At 65.5% G+C, this 18,691-nt stretch carries 18 protein-coding genes; 7 read left to right on the top strand and 11 right to left on the bottom strand.

Annotated features, from left to right (window positions below):
* A partial coding sequence (locus PRN20_RS08200; protein WP_273956800.1) for an integrase core domain-containing protein occupies positions 1-254 on the top strand: 254 nt, incomplete at its 5' end.
* Between the two features lie 297 nt (positions 255-551).
* Here the strand turns inward: PRN20_RS08200 and PRN20_RS08205 are convergent.
* From PRN20_RS08205 to PRN20_RS08225, 5 genes are all read right to left on the bottom strand, one after another.
* The gene (locus PRN20_RS08205; RefSeq protein WP_273956801.1) at positions 552-2,399 is read right to left on the bottom strand and encodes an extracellular solute-binding protein; all 1,848 of its coding nucleotides are present in this window, start codon (positions 2,397-2,399) and stop codon (positions 552-554) included.
* Positions 2,400-2,452: 53 nt separating this feature from the next.
* Complete coding sequence (locus PRN20_RS08210; RefSeq protein WP_273956802.1) at positions 2,453-4,081, bottom strand: ABC transporter ATP-binding protein; 1,629 nt, start codon at positions 4,079-4,081, stop codon at positions 2,453-2,455.
* Positions 4,078-5,253, bottom strand: a complete 1,176-nt coding sequence (locus PRN20_RS08215) for an ABC transporter permease (RefSeq protein ID WP_273956803.1) — start codon at positions 5,251-5,253, stop codon at positions 4,078-4,080. Before PRN20_RS08215 ends, PRN20_RS08210 begins: the two co-directional genes overlap by 4 nt.
* Positions 5,253-6,362 (bottom strand): microcin C ABC transporter permease YejB, encoded by a 1,110-nt coding sequence (locus PRN20_RS08220; protein WP_273956804.1) that lies wholly within the window; start codon positions 6,360-6,362, stop codon positions 5,253-5,255. The genes PRN20_RS08215 and PRN20_RS08220 overlap by 1 nt, the downstream gene beginning before the upstream one ends.
* 83 nt (positions 6,363-6,445) lie before the next feature.
* Entirely contained in the window at positions 6,446-7,303 is an 858-nt protein-coding gene (locus PRN20_RS08225; protein ID WP_273956805.1) for an NAD-dependent epimerase/dehydratase family protein, read from the bottom strand.
* Between the two features lie 199 nt (positions 7,304-7,502).
* Between PRN20_RS08225 and PRN20_RS08230 the strand changes: the two genes are divergently transcribed.
* The 4 genes from PRN20_RS08230 (at position 7,503) to PRN20_RS08245 (ending at position 11,137) form a co-directional block, all read left to right on the top strand.
* The gene (locus PRN20_RS08230) at positions 7,503-7,916 is read left to right on the top strand and encodes a hypothetical protein (protein ID WP_273956806.1); all 414 of its coding nucleotides are present in this window, start codon (positions 7,503-7,505) and stop codon (positions 7,914-7,916) included.
* 175 nt (positions 7,917-8,091) lie between these two features.
* Positions 8,092-8,433, top strand: coding sequence for an SH3 domain-containing protein (locus PRN20_RS08235; protein ID WP_273956807.1), 342 nt, complete (start codon positions 8,092-8,094; stop codon positions 8,431-8,433).
* Positions 8,434-8,581: 148 nt separating this feature from the next.
* The gene (locus tag PRN20_RS08240) at positions 8,582-9,586 is read left to right on the top strand and encodes an asparaginase (RefSeq protein WP_273956808.1); all 1,005 of its coding nucleotides are present in this window, start codon (positions 8,582-8,584) and stop codon (positions 9,584-9,586) included.
* Between the two features lie 81 nt (positions 9,587-9,667).
* Complete coding sequence (locus tag PRN20_RS08245; protein WP_273956809.1) at positions 9,668-11,137, top strand: M81 family metallopeptidase; 1,470 nt, start codon at positions 9,668-9,670, stop codon at positions 11,135-11,137.
* A gap of 13 nt (positions 11,138-11,150) precedes the next feature.
* On the opposite strand, the gene PRN20_RS08250 is transcribed toward PRN20_RS08245, so the two are convergent.
* The 3 genes from PRN20_RS08250 to PRN20_RS08260 are packed head-to-tail and all read right to left on the bottom strand — an operon-like array spanning position 11,151 to position 12,980.
* A complete protein-coding gene (locus PRN20_RS08250; protein WP_273956810.1) occupies positions 11,151-11,345 on the bottom strand; it encodes a type II toxin-antitoxin system HicA family toxin in 195 nt (64 codons plus the stop codon).
* Complete coding sequence (locus PRN20_RS08255; RefSeq protein WP_273956811.1) at positions 11,346-11,594, bottom strand: DUF1902 domain-containing protein; 249 nt, start codon at positions 11,592-11,594, stop codon at positions 11,346-11,348. It lies immediately after the preceding gene.
* A gap of 54 nt (positions 11,595-11,648) precedes the next feature.
* The gene (locus PRN20_RS08260) at positions 11,649-12,980 is read right to left on the bottom strand and encodes a TIGR03808 family TAT-translocated repetitive protein (protein WP_273956812.1); all 1,332 of its coding nucleotides are present in this window, start codon (positions 12,978-12,980) and stop codon (positions 11,649-11,651) included.
* A gap of 148 nt (positions 12,981-13,128) precedes the next feature.
* Between PRN20_RS08260 and PRN20_RS08265 the strand changes: the two genes are divergently transcribed.
* Both PRN20_RS08265 and PRN20_RS08270 read left to right on the top strand, forming a co-directional pair.
* Positions 13,129-14,625: a helicase HerA-like domain-containing protein gene (locus tag PRN20_RS08265; protein ID WP_273956813.1), complete on the top strand. Its 1,497-nt coding sequence runs from the start codon at positions 13,129-13,131 to the stop codon at positions 14,623-14,625.
* Positions 14,615-15,181 (top strand): hypothetical protein, encoded by a 567-nt coding sequence (locus PRN20_RS08270; RefSeq protein WP_273956814.1) that lies wholly within the window; start codon positions 14,615-14,617, stop codon positions 15,179-15,181. The genes PRN20_RS08265 and PRN20_RS08270 overlap by 11 nt, the downstream gene beginning before the upstream one ends.
* A 9-nt stretch (positions 15,182-15,190) precedes the next feature.
* On the opposite strand, the gene PRN20_RS08275 is transcribed toward PRN20_RS08270, so the two are convergent.
* The 3 genes from PRN20_RS08275 to PRN20_RS08285 all read right to left on the bottom strand — a co-directional run bounded on the left by PRN20_RS08275 (position 15,191) and on the right by PRN20_RS08285 (position 18,618).
* Complete coding sequence (locus tag PRN20_RS08275; protein WP_273956815.1) at positions 15,191-15,691, bottom strand: hypothetical protein; 501 nt, start codon at positions 15,689-15,691, stop codon at positions 15,191-15,193.
* Between the two features lie 130 nt (positions 15,692-15,821).
* Complete coding sequence (locus PRN20_RS08280; protein WP_273956816.1) at positions 15,822-16,430, bottom strand: superoxide dismutase; 609 nt, start codon at positions 16,428-16,430, stop codon at positions 15,822-15,824.
* A 103-nt stretch (positions 16,431-16,533) separates the two neighbouring features.
* Positions 16,534-18,618, bottom strand: a complete 2,085-nt coding sequence (locus PRN20_RS08285) for a S9 family peptidase (RefSeq protein ID WP_273956817.1) — start codon at positions 18,616-18,618, stop codon at positions 16,534-16,536.
* Between the last annotated feature and the right edge of the window lie 73 nt (positions 18,619-18,691).

Below are 18,691 nucleotides of genomic sequence, written 5' to 3' on the forward strand. Positions count from 1 at the left end.
GCGCCCTGACCCAAGCCGGTATCTGGCACGTCCGCACCCGACCCTATACCCCACGCACCAACGGCAAGGCCGAGCGCTTCATCCAGACCTCGCTGCGCGAGTGGGCCTATGCCAGACCCTATCCATCCTCAGCCCTGCGCAACCAGGCCATCGGCCCCTGGATCGACGCCTACAACACCACCAGGCCACACGCTGCCCTCGGTGGCATCACCCCATTCCAAAGACTGAACAACCTGCTTGGTAACGACAGCTAGGTCGCAGGCGCTCCCAAGCTGCGCTTGCCCTCTCCCCTGAGGGGCGAGGGGGCTGAGCACCCGGCTAGTTCTTCGCCGCCCCGGTCTTCGCGGCCTTTGCGGGGCCAGCGCCTCTTTCCTTCTCCCCTTAGGGGAGAAGGTGGCGCGGAGCGCCGGATGAGGGGTGAGGTGGTCTCGACATGCTGAATGAACCAGCATCTCGAAAGGCTGCACCCCTCACCCTAGCTCCGCTAGGTCGCAGGCGCTCCCAAGCTGCGCTTGCCCTCTCCCCTGAAGGCGAGGGGGCTGCGCACCCGGCTAGTTCTTCGCCGCACCCGTCTTTGCCGCCTTGGCTTCATCCCACCACCAGATCGTGGGGAAGCCGATCGAGAACTCGGGGAGTTCGTCGGGGTGGCTGAAGCGGTCCCAGCGGGCGATGCGGGCGCGGCGCAGGGTATAGCTCGGCGTCACGAAGTTGTGGGCGAGCAGGACCCGATCCAGCGCGCGGGTCGTGGCGATAAGCGTCTCGCGGTCGTCGGCGAAGATGATCTTGTCGATCAGCGCATCGATGCCGGGGTCCTTGATGCCGGCATAGTTGGAGCTGTCCGCCTGGTCGGCCGACGCGGAGCCCCAGAAAAAGCGCTGCTCGTTGCCCGGTGACAGCGACTGCGACCAGCCGGTGTAGATCATGTCGAAATCGCGGTTCTGGACGCGCTCGATGTACTGGGGGGAGTCGACCGAACGGATCGACACGTTCATGCCCAGGCGCTTGAGGTTGGTCTGGAAAGCCGCGGCGATGGGCTCGATGGTGGGACCGTTGAGCAGGATCTCGAAGGCGACGGGCTGGCCGCTCGGATCGACGAGTTGGTTGCCGTTGAGCGTGTAGCCGGCCTTGGTCAGGATCTCGTTGGCGGTCCTGAGGCTCTGGCGCAGCTTGGTGGGATCGCCGTTGACCGGGTTCTTGTACTCGGTGGTGAAGACCGAGGCCGGGACCTTGTCCTTGATCGAGTTGAGTATCTCCAGTTCCTCGCCTTCGGGCAGGCCGGACGAGGCGAACTCGGTGCCGTAGAAGAAGCTGTTGATGCGGTCGTACTGGCCGAAGAAGCGCAGCTTGTCGAGTTCCTCGAAATCGAAGGCGTAGAGCATGGCCTCGCGCAGCGCCTGGCTCTGGAACATCGGCTTCCTGAGGTTGGGCACGAAGCCGACCATCACGCCGCTGCTGCGGTAGGGGTTCTCGAACGTCTCCTTGATGACGCGGCCTTCCTGCACGGCGGGGAAGTTGTAGTCGTTCTGCCAGCGCAGGGCGAGGTTCTCGTCCCACCAGTCGAACTCGTCACCCTTGAAGCCCTCGAACTGGGCCGTCGTGTCGCGGAAGAACTCGTAGCGGATGGTCTGGAAGTTGTTCTGGCCGATGTTGAACGGCTCCGTCAGTCCCCAGTAGTTGGGGTCGCGCTCGTAGTTGATCGACCGTCCGGCGGAGAAGCTTCCGAGCTTGTACGGGCCCGAGCCGAGTGGCGGCTCGAGGGTCGACCGCCCGATGTCGCGCGGCTTGCCGTCGGGGCCGGTGCCCTCCCACCAGTGCTGCGGCAGGACGAGGAGCTGGCCCATGATCTGCGGCAGCTCGCGATTGCCCGTCTGGTCGAACGTGAACGTGACCTCGCCAGGTGCGGTCACCTCGGCTGATTTCACGTTGGCGTAGTAATTGGCCTGGTTCGGGCTGAGCTCGATGGCCTTGTTGAAGGACCAGACGGCGTCCTCGGCCGTCACCGGCTCGCCATCCGCCCACTTGGCGCGCGGGTTCATCCGGAAGGTGACCGACGAATAGTCGTCGGGGTAGCTGAAGGCCTCGGCCAGGTTGCCATAGGCCGTCGACGTCTCGTCGAGCGAGGGGCTGGTCAGCGTTTCATAGACGAGGCCGAGGCCGGTCGCCACCTCGCCCTCGGGCAGGATCGGGTTGAACGTGTCGAACCCACCCATGTCGCTGAGCCGCACCATGCCGCCGACCGGGGCATCGGGATTTACATAGTCGAACTGCTTGAACCCTTCCGGGTACTTCGGTTCGCCGATCAGCGAGCCGCCATGATGCCAGACCTTGTCCTGGGCGATGGCGGGCGAGAGCGCGACCAGCGCGGCGAAGGCGAGTGAGGCGAACTTGGCGAGATGCATGACGGGCCTCTGTCCTCTTGAGGGCTTGTGGGGCGAGACTAGCGGGTGATGGCTCACTGGGCCACCTCGGCCGATTGCGCAGCCTCGACGCGGAAGGCCGCAGCCATCAGCGCGCGGGTGTACTCGGATTTCGGGGCGGCAAATATGTCGGCGGCAGGGCCGTGCTCGACCACCTTGCCGCCGCGCATGACCATGAGTTCGTTGGCGAGCGCCCGGACGACACGCAGGTCATGGGAGATGAACAGGTATGTGAGCCCGTGGCGGCGCTGGAGCTCGCGCAGCAGGTCGACGACCTGGGCCTGCACGCTCATGTCGAGGGCCGAAGTGGGCTCGTCGAGGACGACGAATTTGGGCTCCAGCACCATGGCGCGGGCGATGGCGATGCGCTGGCGCTGCCCGCCCGAGAACTCGTGCGGATAGCGGCTGCCGTCGGCCGGATCTAGCCCGACCTCGGTGAGCGCCTGCGCAACCCGCGCATCGCGGTCGGCCGGCGAGAGCTGCGGAGCATGGACGCTCAGGCCCTCGGCAACGATCTCGGCGACAGCCATGCGCGGGCTCAGTGAGCCGAACGGATCCTGGAAGACGATCTGCATGTCCTTGCGCAGCGGGCGCATGGCACGCCAGGAGAGCTTGTCGACGTCGCGGCCCAGATAGACGATGCGCCCTTCCGAAGAGACCAGCCGGAGCAGGGCGCGCCCGAGCGTCGTCTTGCCGGAGCCGGACTCGCCAACGACGCCGAGCGTTTCGCCCCGGCGGATGGCTACGTCCACATCGTCCACGGCCTTGATGTGGCCGACCGTGCGGCGCAGCAGGCCACGCTTGATCGGGAACCAGACGCGCAGCTTCTCGGCGCTGACGATGGGCGGTGCCGAAGCATCGGTAGCGGGTGGCTGGCCCTTGGGCTCGGCGGCGAGGAGCTTGCGCGTGTAGGAGTGCTGCGGGTTGGCGAAGATGGCTTCGGTCGGCCCGGACTCGACGATCTTGCCCTCGGTCATCACATGCGTGATCTCGGCCATGCGGCGAACGATCTGCAGGTCATGCGTGATGAAGAGGATCGCCATGCCGCGCTTCTTCTGCAGCGACATGAGCAACTCGAGGATCTGCGCCTGGATGGTGACGTCGAGCGCCGTGGTCGGCTCATCGGCGATGAGGAGCTTGGGTTCGTTCGCGAGCGCCATGGCGATCATCACGCGCTGGCGCTGGCCGCCGGAGAGCTGGTGCGGGAAATCGCCGAGGCGCGACGCCGGGTCGGGGATGCCGACTTCAGTGAGCAGTTCGATGGTGCGGGCACGGGCGGCGGACCGACGCATGCCGCGGTGGAGGATGAGTGCTTCGCTGACCTGCCGCTCGACGGTGTGGAGCGGGTTCAGCGAGCTCATCGGCTCCTGGAAGATCATCGAGATGTCGTTGCCGCGCACTGCGCGGATGCCATGGTCGTCGAGGCTGAGCAGGTCCTGGCCGCCGTAGAGGATGCGGCCCTTGGGGTGCGAGGCGGCGGGATAGGGGAGGAGCCGGAGCACGGAGAGCGCCGTGACCGATTTTCCGGAGCCGCTTTCGCCGACGAGAGCCACCGTCTGGCCGGGCTGGATGTGGAAGGAGACGCCCCGGACTGCGTGAGACTTGCCATGCTCGGTGGCGAAGTCGACGTGGAGGTCATCGATGCGGAGCAGGGGCTCGTTCATGCGCGCCCCGCGAAGGTCTTGCGCGGATCGAACGCGTCGCGCACCGCCTCGCCGATGAAGACGAGGAGTGTGAGGATGATGGAAACGGTGAAGAAGCCCGTGAGACCCAGCCACCAGGCAGAGAGGTTCTCCTTGCCCTGTGCCAGCAACTCACCCAGCGAGGGCGACCCGACCGGGAGGCCGAAGCCGAGGAAGTCGAGCGCGGTCAGCGTTGTTACGGAGCCGGCGAGGATGAACGGCATGAAGGTGAGCGTCGCCACCATGGCGTTGGGCAGCAGGTGCGCCAGCATGATGCGGCCGTTTGAGACCCCCAGGGCCCGCGCCGCCGCCACGTACTCGAAGTTGCGGGCGCGCAGGAATTCCGCCCGTACGATGCCGACCAGCGCTGTCCACGAGAAAAGCAGGAGGATGCCAAGCAGCACCCAGAAGCTGGGCGCTATGACGCTCGAAATGATGAGCAGCAGATAGAGCGAGGGGATCGAGGTCCAGACCTCGATGACGCGCTGCGCCGTGAGATCGACCCAGCCGCCCAGATAGCCCTGCAGTGCTCCCGCGCCAACCCCGACGATGGAGGACAGCACCGTGAGGATCAGGCCGAACAGCACCGAGATGCGGAAGCCGTAGATCAGGCGCGCCATCACGTCTCGGCCCTGGTCGTCGGTGCCGAGCCAGTGGAAGTTGCCGATGGTGCAGGATGGGTCGGCGGGACCCAGCGGATAGCCGCCACAGCGCTCCTCGACCGTCTGCAGCCAGCTCGGCTTCGATGGTACCGCGCCGGCCAGGGATTCATCGACAGTGGAGTAGGAGTAGCGGATGGGCGGCCAGATCATCCAGCCATTGGCGTTGATCTCGTCGGCGATGAAGGGATCGCGGTAGATCGTCTCGGCGAGGAAGCCGCCGAACTTGCTCTCGGGATAGTTGACGACCACCGGAAAGAGCAACTCGCCCCTGTAGCTGGCGACCAGCGGACGATCATTGGCGATGAGCTCGGCGAACATCGTGATGATGAACAGCACGAGGAAGATCCACAGTGACCACACGCCACGCTTGTTGGCGTTGAAGATCTTCAGCCGGCGCTGGTTGATGGGAGAGAGGCGCGGTGCCGACCGAGCGTGCTCGGCCGGGGCAAAGGCCACGAATGGGGTGCGGATGCCCGCGAGCGTGGCGTGCATCAGACCTCCCGGTTCTCGAAGTCGATCCGGGGATCGACCCACATGTACATGAGGTCGGACACGAGGCCGATCACCAGCCCAAGAAGCGAGAAAATGAAGAGCGTGGCGAACACTACCGAGTAGTCGCGGTTGAGGACGGACTGGAAGCCGAGCAGCCCCAGCCCGTCGAGTGAGAAGATCGTCTCGATCAGCAGCGAGCCGCCGAAGAAGGCCGAGATGAACGCGGCCGGGAAACTAGCGATGATGAGCAGCATGGCGTTGCGGAAGACGTGCCGGTACAGCACTTGCCTCTCGCTGAGCCCCTTGGCGCGCGCGGTGACCACGTACTGTTTGCGGATCTCCTCGAGGAAGGAGTTCTTGGTGAGCAGCGTCACGGTGGCGAAACCGCCGATCGCCATGGCGATGATCGGCAGGGTGATGTGCCAGAGGTAGTCGAGGATCTGCTGGTACCAGGGCAGGCTGGCCCAGTTCTCCGAGACCAGCCCGCGCAGGGGAAAGATGTCCCAGAAGCTGCCCCCGGCGAAAAGCACGATCAGCAGCACGGCGATGAGGAAGCCCGGCAGAGCGTAGCCGACGATAACGATCGATGAGGTCCAGACGTCGAACCGGGTGCCGTCGCGGATGGCCTTGGCGATGCCGAGCGGAATCGAGACGCCGTAGCCGAGCAGGGTCATCCAGAGACCGAGCGTGATCGAGACCGGCAGCTTCTCCTTGATGAGGTCGATGACCGAGATGTCGCGGAAGTAGCTCTCGCCGAAATCGAAGCGGATGTAGTTCCACATCATCGAGACGAAGCGCTCGAGCGGCGGCTTGTCGAAGCCGAACTGCTTCTCGATGCGCGCGATGATCTCTGGCCTGAGACCGCGGGCGCCGCGGTAGGTCGATACCTCCGTGGAATCCTGGGCCCGTGGCATCTGCTGGCCGGCGAAGTCCCCCGCCTCGCTGCCGGTAACGCGCTCAGTGGCGGCAACGTTCTGCCCGCTCATCTGCGCGATCATCTGCTCGACCGGTCCACCCGGCGCGAACTGCACGATCACGAAGGAGACGACCATGATCCCGAACAGTGTCGGGATCATCAGCAGGATGCGTCGGAGGATATAGGCGACCACTAGCGGCTCCAGCGATCCGGGTAGTTTGACGCTAGCAACGCTTCACCTTGGCCCAGAATGCGGCAAATCACCATGCGTTGATATCAGACGTGGTTCCGCCAGCTATGCTGCGGATTGTAGTCCAGCATGCGCCGCGCCTTGTCGATGGAGAGCAGGGTGCCGTTCTGGCTCAGCTCGCGCTTGTGCGGCACCTTGGGGAACACCTCGGCCATCAGCGACATGTTGGAGCGGCTCATCACCGTGTCGTGGTTGGCGATGATGAAGGGCTCGAAGCCCTTGAACTCGGCCTCGATGCCGCGGCGCACGGCCTGCGCGCCGTCGCGCGCGTCGATGTAGCCCCAGAGGTTCCACTTGCGCAGCTTGGGGTCGGCGTCGAAGGACGGGAACGCCTTGTAGTCCTCGACGTCCATGACGTTCGAGAAGCGCAGGCCCACGATCTTGAGTTCGGGGTCCCAGCGGCAGAACTGGGCCGCCATGGTCTCGTCGAGCAGCTTACCGAGCGCATAGGCCGTTTCCGGGCGCGGAAAGTACTCCTCGTCGATCGGCACATAGGGCGGGGGAGTTTCGAAGGGGAGACCGAGTACGGTCTCGCTCGAGGCGAAGACGACGTTCTTGATGCCGGCGAGACGGCAGGACTCGAACACGTTGTACGTGGTGGGCACGTTATTGGCGAACGTCCGGCTGTTGGCGAACAGCCCGGGCGCCGGAATGGCGGCGAGGTGCACGACGGCGTCGAACGGCCCCTTCTTCTCGTCGATACCGCCGAGGATCGCCTGCGCCACCTGACCGAAGTCGGTTAGGTCCACGCGGACGGTCGGGCAGATGGGATCCCTGGGCACGACCTGGTCGACATTGAGGACAGAGTAGCCGTTGGCGACGAGGTCCTTGAGCACCGCCTTGCCGAGCTTGCCGCTGCCGCCCGTCACCAGAACCTTTGCCATTCCCACTCCCTCCGCAGTGATTTGCCTCAGCCTAGCACGCCCGGGGGCCATTCTGTCACGAGCCTGAACGCGCGCGTCACTGCCGGTTCAAGGCGCGGAGCGCAGGTTCGCTTTCAGTGTCAGGAGGCGGGTCGCCTCCGTTCGAAATGGACCAAGACATGCGCGGGCCGATGCCCGCAGCACAAATCAGGAGACCGAAATGACCAAGCTTATGCTCGCCGCCGCCTTCGCCGCCGTTGCGCTGACTTCGTTCGCTTCAGCCCCGGTCAACGCACAGGTGCTTCCCGACTCCACATGTCCCAACGGGCAGTGCGGGGGATCCTCTTCCACTCCCGACCGCTGTGGCGATCAGCTCGGGCACCTGAAGCGCGTGTTCCCGGCCCAGGTGCGTGGCATCGACAACCACTATCGCGTGTGGGTCACCGAGTTCTGCCCCACCGCCGACCTGATGCGCTCGGACGGCAATGCCGCCTACCTGCGCACCACCATCGCCCAGAACGACGTGCTCGTCGACGTGCTGAGCGACAAGGGCTACTTCGCCAGCGACGTGTTTGCCGTGCGGATGATGGGTGAGGACACCATCAGCCTCTACGTGCACCGCTTCGGCGACTGATTTGGGCCAACGGCCGGTTGAAGAGGCGGGACCCCGGTCCCGCCTTTCGCTTTTCTGCCCCGACCTTGCCACTGCGATGAACGAGTTCTGAATGACGGGCTCAGTGCGGGTTCAATCGAGCCGATGCATGTTCACAGCAACAGATCGAACTCCGGCCCCTCGAGAGGATGCCACCATGAACAAGTCCCAGGAAAAGCTGCTGGTCGCGACCCTCGCGGGCCTGATCATCGCAAGCGTCGCCGCCTTCGCCGTGCAACCTGCGCTCGCCGCCGGCTACGATGTCGAGAGCCCCGCCAAGATCGTCGGCGTCAAGAAGTGGGACGTGCTGAACGCCCGCAAGTGGCCCGCCTCCTACTCGCAGAAGGTCGGCGCCTTCGAACCCAAGACCTCCGTCTGGGTCGAGCGCTGCATCATCGCCCCGCAGGGCGGCTCCGACTGGTGCCTCGTCGAGCAGCAGGACACCAAGGGCTGGGTCAACGCCAAGTTCCTGAAGTTCGCCTACGACTGGGACATCTGATTTCCCGGCGCGCCGCTCCTCCCGCGGCGCCCGCCCTCCGACGACTACCCATGCACACGTGCCTTTGACTGACCTCGAATAGATTGACTTGATGGCCCGGACGTTCCTAGGAACCTCCGGGCCTTTTTCTTTGCTTCGGACACCGACCTTGGACGCCAACCCAATACTCATCGAGCAGACGCGCGGCAACTTTGTCGAGAACCGGCACCGCGCCGCCTTCGTGATCGCCGACGCCAACGGCACCATCATCGCCTCGGCGGGAGACATTGCCCGTCCGGTGTTTCCCCGCTCGGCCATCAAGTCGATGCAGGCGCTGGCCATGGTGTCATCGGGCGCCATCGAGCGCTTCGCCATCTCCGACGAGGAACTGGCATTGGCCTGCGCCTCGCACCACGGCGAGGATGTGCATGTGCTCGGCGTGACCAACTTCCTCGCCCATGTCGGGCTCGGGCCGGACGATCTCGAATGCGGTGCGCACCAGCCATCCAACGCCCGCGCCCGCGAGGCGCTGCGGCGTGAGGGGCGCGAGCCGAGCCAGCTTCACAACAACTGCTCGGGCAAGCACTCCGGCATGCTGTCTGTGGCGCGGGCGCTGGGGGTGGATACCCACGGCTATGTCGGCCGCGAGCACCCCGTGCAGGTTGCCGTCCGGCGCGCCATCGAGACCGTGGTCGGCGAAACGCTCAGCGAGGACCGCTGCGGCACCGACGGCTGCTCGATTCCGACCTGGGCAGCACCGCTCAGCGCCTTCGCCCGCGGCTTTGCCCGCATGTCGACTGGGGACGGGCTTCCGGAGGATATGGCGGCCGCTGCGCACAGGGTCTTCGATGCTGCCACGTCGCATCCATTGCTGGTCGCCGGGACCGGGCACCTCGATACACTGGTGATGGAGGCCTTCGGTGGCCGCGTCATGCAGAAGGGCGGGGCCGAAGGCGTGCAGTGCGGCGCCATTCGCGATCGCGGCTGGGGCTATGCCCTCAAGATCGACGACGGCAACATGCTGGCGAGCCAGACCCTCGTTGCCAACCTGCTCCTGCGCTACGCCGAGCCGGACGACGCCCAGCGCGCTGTGCTCGACAGGTTCTCCCGGCAGATTATCAAGAATGTCCGCGGCTTCGAGGTCGGCGAGATGCGCCTCGCCGGAGCGCTGTAGTTCCTTGAGGCGGAACGGCGGGGCGTTGACCCTCCCGGCACCGAGTTCCTAGGCTCCCCCGATCACGCTGGGGAGCCACACATGCGCCTGTTCATCGCTACGCTCGGGACCGAGACGAACACCTTCGCTTCGTTCCCGACGGGGATCGACGACTTCAAGTCCTGCATGTGGAACGAGGGGCAGATCGAGACGCTGCCGGCGTCACCATGGTCGGCACCCGCCCAGATCTGGCTGAAGCGCGGCCAGGAACTGGGATGGGACGTGGTGCAGAGCCTTTTCGCCTTTGCCAACCCTGCCGGTCCGACGGTCAAAGAGGACTACGAGGCGATGCGCGATCGCATCCTCGCCGACCTGGCGGCAGCGGGCGAGGTGGATGCGGTCCTGCTCTATCTCCACGGCGCGATGGTTGCGTACGGCTATGACGATTGCGAGGGCGACCTCGTGAGCCGGATCCGGGCCCAGGTGGGGGATCGGACCAGGATCGGCGTCGAGCTCGACCTGCATGGCCATGTCGACGACACGCTGGTCGATGCCTCCGACCTCATCGTCATCTACAAGACCTATCCGCATATCGACCACGCCGAGCGCGCCGAAGACCTGTTCGACCTGATGCGCCGCCTGCTGGCCGGCGAGATCGACCCGAAGATGGCGCTGTTCGACTGCCGGACGATGGGCCTGTTCCCCACCACGATGGAGGGGCCGATGATCGAGTTCTCGTCCGCAATCATCGAGGCCGAGGGCAAGGACGGCATCCTCTCGCTGTCGCTGAACCACGGCTTCCCATGGGCGGACGTGCCGCTGGCCGGGGCAAAGATGCTCGCAGTTGCCGACGGCGACCAGGCGATAGCCGACGCCGCCGCCGAGAAGTACGGTAAGTGGTTCTACGGCATCCGCCGTGAGGCGACGCTTCCGTTCACCCCCTTTGCCGAGGCGATGGCGGAGGCCAGGATCAAGGGCGACAAGCCGCTGCTCATCGCCGACACCGCCGACCAGATCGGCAGCGGTGCGCCCGGCGACACGACCCATGTGCTGAAAGCCTTCATCGACGCAGGGATTCGGAACGCCGCCGTGGCGCCGCTGTGGGATCCGATGGCTGTCGGGATTTGCTTCCAGGTCGGCGTCGGCGCGAAGCTGCAGCTGAGAATCGGCGGCAAGTTCGAGCCCTACTCGGGGCCGCCGCTCGATGCCGAGGCGGAGGTGCTGTTCCTCAAGCGCAACGCCTACCAGGACCACCTACCCGGCGAGCGCATCGACATCGGCGATGTTGCGGTGGTGCGTGTCGAGGGCATCGAGGTGCTGCTGACCACGCTGAGAACGAACCTCTTCTCGCTCAGCCTCTTGACGCATCACGGCATCAGCTTCGACGACAAGCAGGTGGTCTCGATCAAGAACCTCTACAAGCACAAGGACCTGTTCGTTACGAACACGCGCAAGCAATTATTCGTCGCAACACCCGGAACCAGCAATCCTGACTGGTCGCAACTGCCGTTCAAGCGCCTGCCGCGGCCGATCTGGCCATTGGACGAGGATCCGCTGGGGCTGGAGGGGTAGGGGTCAGAAGCGATTACAGGTGCATAGAGCTGCCGGCGTCCTTGAGGATGCCGTTGGCGGTGTGGCGCTTCATCAGATTGCGAGGGACGATAAGCAGGCGCCCCTGATCGTTGGTCCACTTCTCGTGCGAACCCTTCGCATTTCCCGCATGACGAAACCCCAGGCGACGCAGTTCCTTGGTCACGGTCGTGTAGTAGCCAACGACCACTTAGCTGGCTTTCGCCAGAGGCTTCTCGAAGACAATCGCGGGAACCAGATCGCGCAGGGGGCGATTGGCGAGATCCGAGGCTGACAGGTGGTTGGCAACGATCAACTCGGGCGCAACGTCCATGACGACGGCCTCGAACTCAGCCATGGTCGCTGCCTCGACATGCAGCCCGATGATGTCGCTCTCGGCGTAGAACAGGTTGTCTTCTGCGTCCCACACCGCTTTGACGTGAAATGTTCGGTTTGCCATGTCAGTCCCCTGTTGCGCCCAAACATAAGGTCTGTGGCGGCCGGAAGCCAGTGATCAGCTGACGCTGTTGGCCCCGAGGGTTACGTGCGGGTAGCGCGCGGCGTCGCGGATGAGGTCGTCGCTGAGCACGCGGTCCCAGGCCATGCCGGCGATGGCATGCTCGGAGGGCTTGGCGATGACGTTGCCCGTAATGGTGACGTTGCCGACCGGCGGGTTGTCGACGACGCTGACGCCGATGCCGATGCGCGTGCCGGTGAGCACGTTGTCGGCGATGGCGACGTTCTGCAGGAACGGACCGTTGCCGGCGAGGATGCCGAAGCCGGGGACATTGTCGACCGTATTTCCGGAGACGTTCGTGTCGGCCTCGACATAGATGCCAACCGGGCGCGTGTCGGGGTTGACCTTGGAACGTTCGAAGATGTTCCGCACGACGTTGCCCGAGCAGACCGCGAGTCGGCCCTTGCTGTCGAGATTGGTGATCGAGATGCCGGCCGCCGCGCCGTCGATGACGTTGTTGGCGATGACCGAGCCCGTGAAGGCGAACTCGGAGAAGATCGCCACCTCTCCCGAATTGCGGCAGACGTTGCCGGTGACGGCGACATTGTTGGTCGAGTTGAGGCGAACAGCCGTGAAGGCGCAATCGGCGATCTGGTTGTTGGCGACGATCACGTCGTTGCAGCGGAAAACGTTGATGCCGTTGCCGTTCTGCCCGTTGCCACCGTTGGACGTGCCGATGCCGGTGATCGTGTTGCTCGAGACGATCGACCCGTCATGCCGGTTCTGGCTGCCCCAGATCAGGATGCCGCCATTGCCGCACTTGGTGATGCTGTTGAACCCGATGTTCAGGCCGCGGCTGTCGATCGAGAGGATCGCTGCGAGTGCGTGACCGGTGAAGTCGCAGTCCTCGATATTGGCCGCTGCGTCGCGCACGACGAGACCGTTGGCCGCGCCGCCCACGAAGGTGCAGTTCGTGATCGCGACATGGTCGCTCGCCTCGACTTCGACGAGGCCCCGGTCCGCGCCGGAAGGGCCGCCGTTACCCCGCGTGAAGGTAAGGCCGCTTATGTCGACCCGGGCGCTTCCCGCAATTCGAAGGATCGGCGCGTCGCCGACGGCGGCGAGGATGGTGCTGCCGGCAATGCCCTCGACAGCGATGTTCCCCGGCACCTGCAGGTTCTGCACGTAGTACGTGCCCGGAGGCAGGAACAGCCGTCGCCCCTCGCCGGCGGCGCGAAGCAGCGCTTCCTGCAGCGGCCCGCTCTGGTCGTCGAGGCTGTTCGTGGAGAGGTTGAGGCTCGCGGGGTCCAGCGACTGGGCGAGCGCGGTCCCGGCCAGCGGCAGCGCGGCAAGGGTCGCAAGGATGTGTCGGCGGCTCGGATGACGCATGGCGCCGCGAGTGTAGAGAAATGGTGCCCAATGGGAAATGGCGACTGCGGCACCATCGCCGGACGTCCACAACCTGCTTTCATTTGGCACCCCCTCGCGTGGAAGCTATAGAGATCGCATCCGGCGTACCGAATCCTCGTGAGGTGTCATGCTCCTTCCCGACAAGATCTATCTCGGCAACAGCACCCGCCCGGAGTACCTGGCGCTCAAGTTCGGCAACCGCCACGGGCTGGTCACCGGCGCGACGGGCACGGGCAAGACGGTGACGCTTCAGACGCTGGCGGAAGGCTTCTCGGCGGCGGGCGTGCCGGTGTTCGCAGCCGACATCAAGGGCGACCTTTCTGGCATCGCCGCCATGGGCAAGATGCTCGACTGGCAGGTCAAGCGTGCCGAGGAGATCGGCTTCACCGACTACCGGGCGGACAAGTTTCCAACCATCTTCTGGGACCTGTTCGGGCGGCAGGGCCATCCCGTGCGGACCACTATCTCGGAGATGGGGCCGCTGCTCCTGAGCCGCATCCTCGACCTCAACGACACCCAGGAGGGCGTGCTCAACATCGCCTTCAAGTTCGCCGACGACAACGGCCTGCTGCTGCTGGACCTCAAGGACCTGCGCGCGCTGCTGGTGGAGATCGCCAACAACGCCAAGGATATCTCGGTGCAGTACGGCAACGTCGCCTCGGCGACGGTTGGCGCGGTGCAGCGTTCGCTGCTGGTGCTCGAGCAGCAGGGCGGCGACCAGTTCTTCGGCGAGCGGGCGCTCGATATCCGCGACCTGATGCGGACGACCGTCGACGGCAAGGGCTTCGTCTCGGTGCTGGCCGCCGACGAGCTGATGCGCTCGCCGCGGCTCTACGCGACGTTTCTGCTCTGGCTGCTGTCGGAGCTGTTCGAGGTACTGCCCGAGGTGGGCGATCCGGATCGGCCCAAGCTCGTCTTCTTCTTCGACGAGGCGCACCTGCTGTTCGACGATGCGCCCAAGGCGCTGATCGACAAGGTCGAGCAGGTGGTCAAGCTCGTGCGCTCCAAGGGCGTGGGCGTCTATTTCGTCACGCAGAACCCGGCCGATATTCCCGACAGCGTGCTGGCCCAACTCTCCAACCGCGTGCAGCACGCGCTCCGGGCCTATACGCCCAAGGAACAGAAGGCGGTGCGGATGGCGGCGGAGTCCTTCCGGCCCAACCCCGACTTCTCGACCGAGGAGGTCATCACCCAGCTCGGCATCGGCGAGGCGCTGGTCTCGGTGCTCGAGGAGAAGGGCGTGCCCTCGATCGTCGGGCGGACGCTGATCCGGCCGCCATCGGGGCAGGTGGGGCCGATCCTTCCCGAGGAGCGCCGCAGCCTCATGGCCAATTCGCCGGTCGCCGGCGTCTACGACACGATGGTCGATCGCGATTCCGCCTTCGAGGTGCTGACCAAGAAGGCCGCGGAGCGCCAGGCGGCGGAAGCAGCCCAGAAGCAGGCCGAACTCGAAGCCAAGGAGGCGGCCGCGCGAGCCAAGGCCGAGCGCGCCGCCCAGCCGCGCCGCTCGACCCGGCAGGACCCGGTAGAAGCCGCTGTCACCTCGTTCAGTCGCAGCATGGCCTCCGGCCTCGGTCGGGCGCTGGTCCGCGGCATCCTTGGCGGCCTCACCCGTGGCCGGTAGCGTGGCAACGGCCATCCCGGCACTGGCAGTCTTCGCGTCGGACAAGGGCCCGGGTGATGCCGAGCGCGGCTCGATCATGGCCCAGGCGGGGACGATCCTTGCCCGTCATGGGGTCCGGATCATCTGCCTCGCGGACGAGACGCTGGACGCCATCCCGCTGATCACGAGCGCGCGCGCGGCCGGCGGCGAAGTTCTGATCGTTGCCGATGCCGGCTTTCAGGCGCCGGCCGCGCTGAGCGAGGTGCCGGTGGAGCGGATCGACGATCCGGAGGAGCGCATACGCCGTGTCGGCGAACTGGCTCAGGCCTTCGTGGGGTTGCCCGGATCGCTGGCTTCAGCGGCCGCGCTCTATCGTACCTGGGTGCGGACCGGGGCAGGGGCGAGCGGCAAGCCGGTCGTGCTGCTGAACCACCACCGCGCCTTCGAGGCGATGCGTGGCATGGTGACGGATGTGCTGAGCCACTCGGTCGATCACTCGGACCGGATCGTGGTGTTCACCGACAGCGTGGACGACCTGTGGAACAAGGTCGCCTGGGCGCTGAACGTCGCGAGTTAGCCACTCGGCTCAGTGTGTCGTCGGCAAGGGCCGTTCGCGCGTCCAGAGCGGGATGACGTTTCCGTACTGCGAGAAATCGGGACGTGGGCGACCTTCGTCGCGGTCGCCGCGTGCAGTCGGGCCGCGGCGGGCGAGGCGTGAACGCACGCGCTCGACGAGGTAGCGCGGCGACATCGGCTTGACGATCACTTCGTCGATGCCGGAGGCGATGCAGAGGTTCTTGGTCTCGGGCGAGACCTCGCTGGCGAGCGCAATCACCTGGTACTCGCGGAAGGGAATGGCGCTGTCGGCGCGCAGGTCGCGTGTCACGAGGTCGGCGCGGGCCGAAGCGCTGTCGAAATCGGTGACGACGATATCGACCGGTGCCAGCCGCATGTAGGTGACGAGCGCGAGCTCCGAGTCGAACGGGCGCACGCGGTAGCTCGGGACGGAAGCCAGCACCATGCTGAGGATCGAGCTCAGCGCCGGGTTGGCGACGAGGACGGCAATCGTGCGAGACAGTTCGGCCACGGGCTCTCTCCCGCGCTTCTGCGCGTTATGGTTAACCAATTGTTACCATCGCGCGCTGCGCCGGGGAAGCGGGGCACAAAGAAAAAGGCCCGCCGGAGCGGGCCTTGATGTCTCGATGGGCGAACTGCGCTCAGCGGGCTTCGTCGAACAGGAACTCGACGTGCTCCCAGTTGACCAGGTTGTCGAACCAGGCCTCGAGGTACTTCGGGCGCGCGTTGCGGTAGTCGATGTAGTAGGAGTGCTCCCACACGTCGACGCCGAGCAGCGGCTTGGCATTGCCGTGGACCAGCGGCGACTCGCCATTGGCGGTCTTGGTCACCTGGAGCTTGCCGTCTTTGAGGCTCAGCCACGCCCAGCCCGAACCGAACTGGGTGGTGCCGGCATTGATGAAATCGGCGCGGAACTTGTCGAAGCCGCCGAGGTCGGAATCGATCGCCTTGATCAGCGCCGCCGGGACCTTGGAGGCACCGCCGCCGCCATTGGGCTTCATCCAGTTCCAGAAATGCACGTGGTTGTAGTGCTGGCCCAGGTTGTTGAAGAGCGCCGGATCCTTGCCGAACACCTCCTTCACCGCGTCCTCCAGCTCGAGCACTTCGAGACCCTTGCCCTCGGCAAGCTTGTTGCCGTTGGTGACATAGGCCTGATGGTGCTTGTCGTGGTGGAATTCGAGCGTCTCGGCGCTCATGTACGGCCCGAGGGCATCATAGGCGTAGGGCAGGGGTGGGAGTTCGTAAGCCATTCTGGAAGCCTCCTTGTAGGACAAGTAGTTAGGACTGTGGCCGCTGGGCTGGCACCGATATAGGCCCTTTGCCTTTGCTCAACAATTCCTGCTTTCAGACCATTTATGCCAATCCCACGCAGGAAAGGGCAAAGGCATAGCCGAGCGCGGTTTCCTTGAGCTGGTCGAAGCGGCCGGACGCTCCGCCATGGCCCGCGCCCATGTGCGTCTTGAGATAGAGGGGAGCGCTGCCGAGCTTGGTAGCGCGGAGCTTGGCGACCCACTTGGCCGGCTCCCAGTAGGTGACCCGCGGATCGGTGAGGCCGGCCAGCGCGAAGATGGGCGGATACTCGATGGCAGCGACCTGTTCGTAGGGCGCGTAGCCGGCGATGCGGTCGTAGGCGGCGCGATCGGTGATGGGGTTGCCCCATTCCGGCCATTCGGGCGGCGTGAGCGGCAGCGTCGCGTCGAGCATGGTGTTCAGCACGTCGACAAAGGGCACCTCGGCGATGACGCCGGCCCAGAGATCGGGCCGCATGTTGGCAATGGCGCCCATGAGCAGGCCACCGGCCGAGCCGCCCTCGGCGACGATGCGGTGCTTGCTGGTGTATCCGAGCTCGATCAGCGTCTCGGCGGCGGCGATGAAATCGGTGAACGTGTTCACCTTGTGCTCGCGGCGGCCGTTCTTGTACCAGGCGTAGCCCTTGTCCATGCCGCCCCGGATATGCGCGGTGGCATGGACGAAGCCACGGTCGACGAGGCTGAGCTTGCCCACCGAGAAACCGGCGGGCATGGCCATGCCATAGGCGCCGTAGCCATAGAGCAGGGCAGGGGCGGAGCCGTCGAGCTTGAGGCCCTTGCGGTAGAGCAGCGTCACCGGCACGCGCTCGCCGTCCTTGGCCGTGGCGAAGATGCGCTTTGTCTCGTAGTCGGCCGGGTTGTGCCCGGACGGGACCTCCTGCTCCTTGAGCAGGGTGCGCTCGCGCGTCACGAGGTCGAGGTCGTAGGTCCGCGACGGGGTCGTCGGCGACGAATAGGTGAAGCGGATGGTCCGGGTGTCGAACTCGTAGCCGGCCGACATACCGAGGGCATAGGCCTCCTCGTCGAACTTCACCGTCCACTCTTCGCCATCGTCGAGGTTGCGCACGACGATGCGCGGCAGGCCTTCGAAGCGCTCGAGGCGCACGAGGTGGTGCTGGAGCAGGATGATATCGAGGACCAGCACGCCCGGCCGGTGCGGCACGAGGTCGACCCAGTTCTCGGCCGCCGGGTCTTCGGCCGAGACGGTGACGATCTTGAAGTCCTCGGCACCCTCGGCATTGGTGAGAATGTAGAAGACGCCGTCGCGCTCCTCGATGTCGTACTCGCGGTCGGTGACGCGCGGCGCAACGAGGCGCGGAGCACCACCCTTCACGGCGTCGATCAGCCAGAATTCCGATGTCTGGTGGTCGTGCGCGTCGATGACGATGTACTTGCGGTTGAGCGTCTCGTCGACGCCGACGAAGAAGCCCGGATCCTTCTCCTCGTAGACGATTTCGTCCTCCGACTGCGGCGTCCCCACGATGTGGCGGCGGACGCGGAAGGGCCGGTGATTGTCGTCGTACTCGGAATAATAGATGGCCCTGGAATCGGCGGACCAGACGCCACCGCCGGCGATGTCTTCGAGGATCTCGCCCGTATCCTTGCCCGTCTCCATGTCGCGGATGTGCAGCGTGTAGTACTCGCTGCCCTGGCGGTCCGCGCTCCAGGCGAGCCAGCGATGCGACGGGTCGTGGTCGCCGCCGCCGAAGCCGAAATAGTCGTCGCCGGCCTCGGCGTTGCAGTCGAGCAGGATCTGCTCCTCGCCGCCGTCGCGCGGCGTGCGCACGAGGATGGGGTACTGCCGTCCCTCTTCCATGCGCGAGTTGTAGGCCCAGGCGCCATCGGCGGACGGAATGCCGGACTCGTCCTCTTTGATGCGGCCGCGGATCTCGCGGTAGATGGTCTCGGTGAGCGCCTCGTGCGGTGTCTCGAAAGCCTCGGCGAAATAGGCGTTCTCGGCCTCGACATAGGCCCTGATATCGGCGGGGAGCGTGTCGGGCTCCTGCATGACCTGCTGCCAGTTCTCCGCGCGTAGCCAGTGATAGGGATCCTGCCGGGTGATGCCGTGGTTGGTGACGGCGTGCTGGCGGCGTTCGGCTACGGGCGGCGTGGGAGCGGTGTCGGTCATGCGGCGGGTTCTAGCTCGGAGAGGAGGGGAAGTCTTGCGGTAGAGCGGCGACGCCGGCCGAAGGAGGCGGCGT

It is taken from the genome of Devosia sp. ZB163, from assembly GCF_028613635.1.
Lineage (GTDB): Bacteria > Pseudomonadota > Alphaproteobacteria > Rhizobiales > Devosiaceae > Devosia_A.

Excerpts from the sequence above, each read along its gene's own strand:
- PRN20_RS08205 (WP_273956801.1), bottom strand. The coding sequence starts at position 2,399 with ATGCATCTCGCCAAGTTCGCCTCACTCGCCTTCGCCGCGCTGGTCGCG.
- PRN20_RS08210 (WP_273956802.1), bottom strand. The coding sequence starts at position 4,081 with ATGAACGAGCCCCTGCTCCGCATCGATGACCTCCACGTCGACTTCGCC.
- PRN20_RS08215 (WP_273956803.1), bottom strand. The coding sequence starts at position 5,253 with ATGCACGCCACGCTCGCGGGCATCCGCACCCCATTCGTGGCCTTTGCC.
- PRN20_RS08225 (WP_273956805.1), bottom strand. The coding sequence starts at position 7,303 with ATGGCAAAGGTTCTGGTGACGGGCGGCAGCGGCAAGCTCGGCAAGGCG.
- PRN20_RS08230 (WP_273956806.1), top strand. The coding sequence starts at position 7,503 with ATGACCAAGCTTATGCTCGCCGCCGCCTTCGCCGCCGTTGCGCTGACT.
- PRN20_RS08235 (WP_273956807.1), top strand. The coding sequence starts at position 8,092 with ATGAACAAGTCCCAGGAAAAGCTGCTGGTCGCGACCCTCGCGGGCCTG.
- PRN20_RS08245 (WP_273956809.1), top strand. The coding sequence starts at position 9,668 with ATGCGCCTGTTCATCGCTACGCTCGGGACCGAGACGAACACCTTCGCT.
- PRN20_RS08255 (WP_273956811.1), bottom strand. The coding sequence starts at position 11,594 with ATGGCAAACCGAACATTTCACGTCAAAGCGGTGTGGGACGCAGAAGAC.
- PRN20_RS08260 (WP_273956812.1), bottom strand. The coding sequence starts at position 12,980 with ATGCGTCATCCGAGCCGCCGACACATCCTTGCGACCCTTGCCGCGCTG.
- PRN20_RS08265 (WP_273956813.1), top strand. The coding sequence starts at position 13,129 with ATGCTCCTTCCCGACAAGATCTATCTCGGCAACAGCACCCGCCCGGAG.
- PRN20_RS08280 (WP_273956816.1), bottom strand. The coding sequence starts at position 16,430 with ATGGCTTACGAACTCCCACCCCTGCCCTACGCCTATGATGCCCTCGGG.
- PRN20_RS08285 (WP_273956817.1), bottom strand. The coding sequence starts at position 18,618 with ATGACCGACACCGCTCCCACGCCGCCCGTAGCCGAACGCCGCCAGCAC.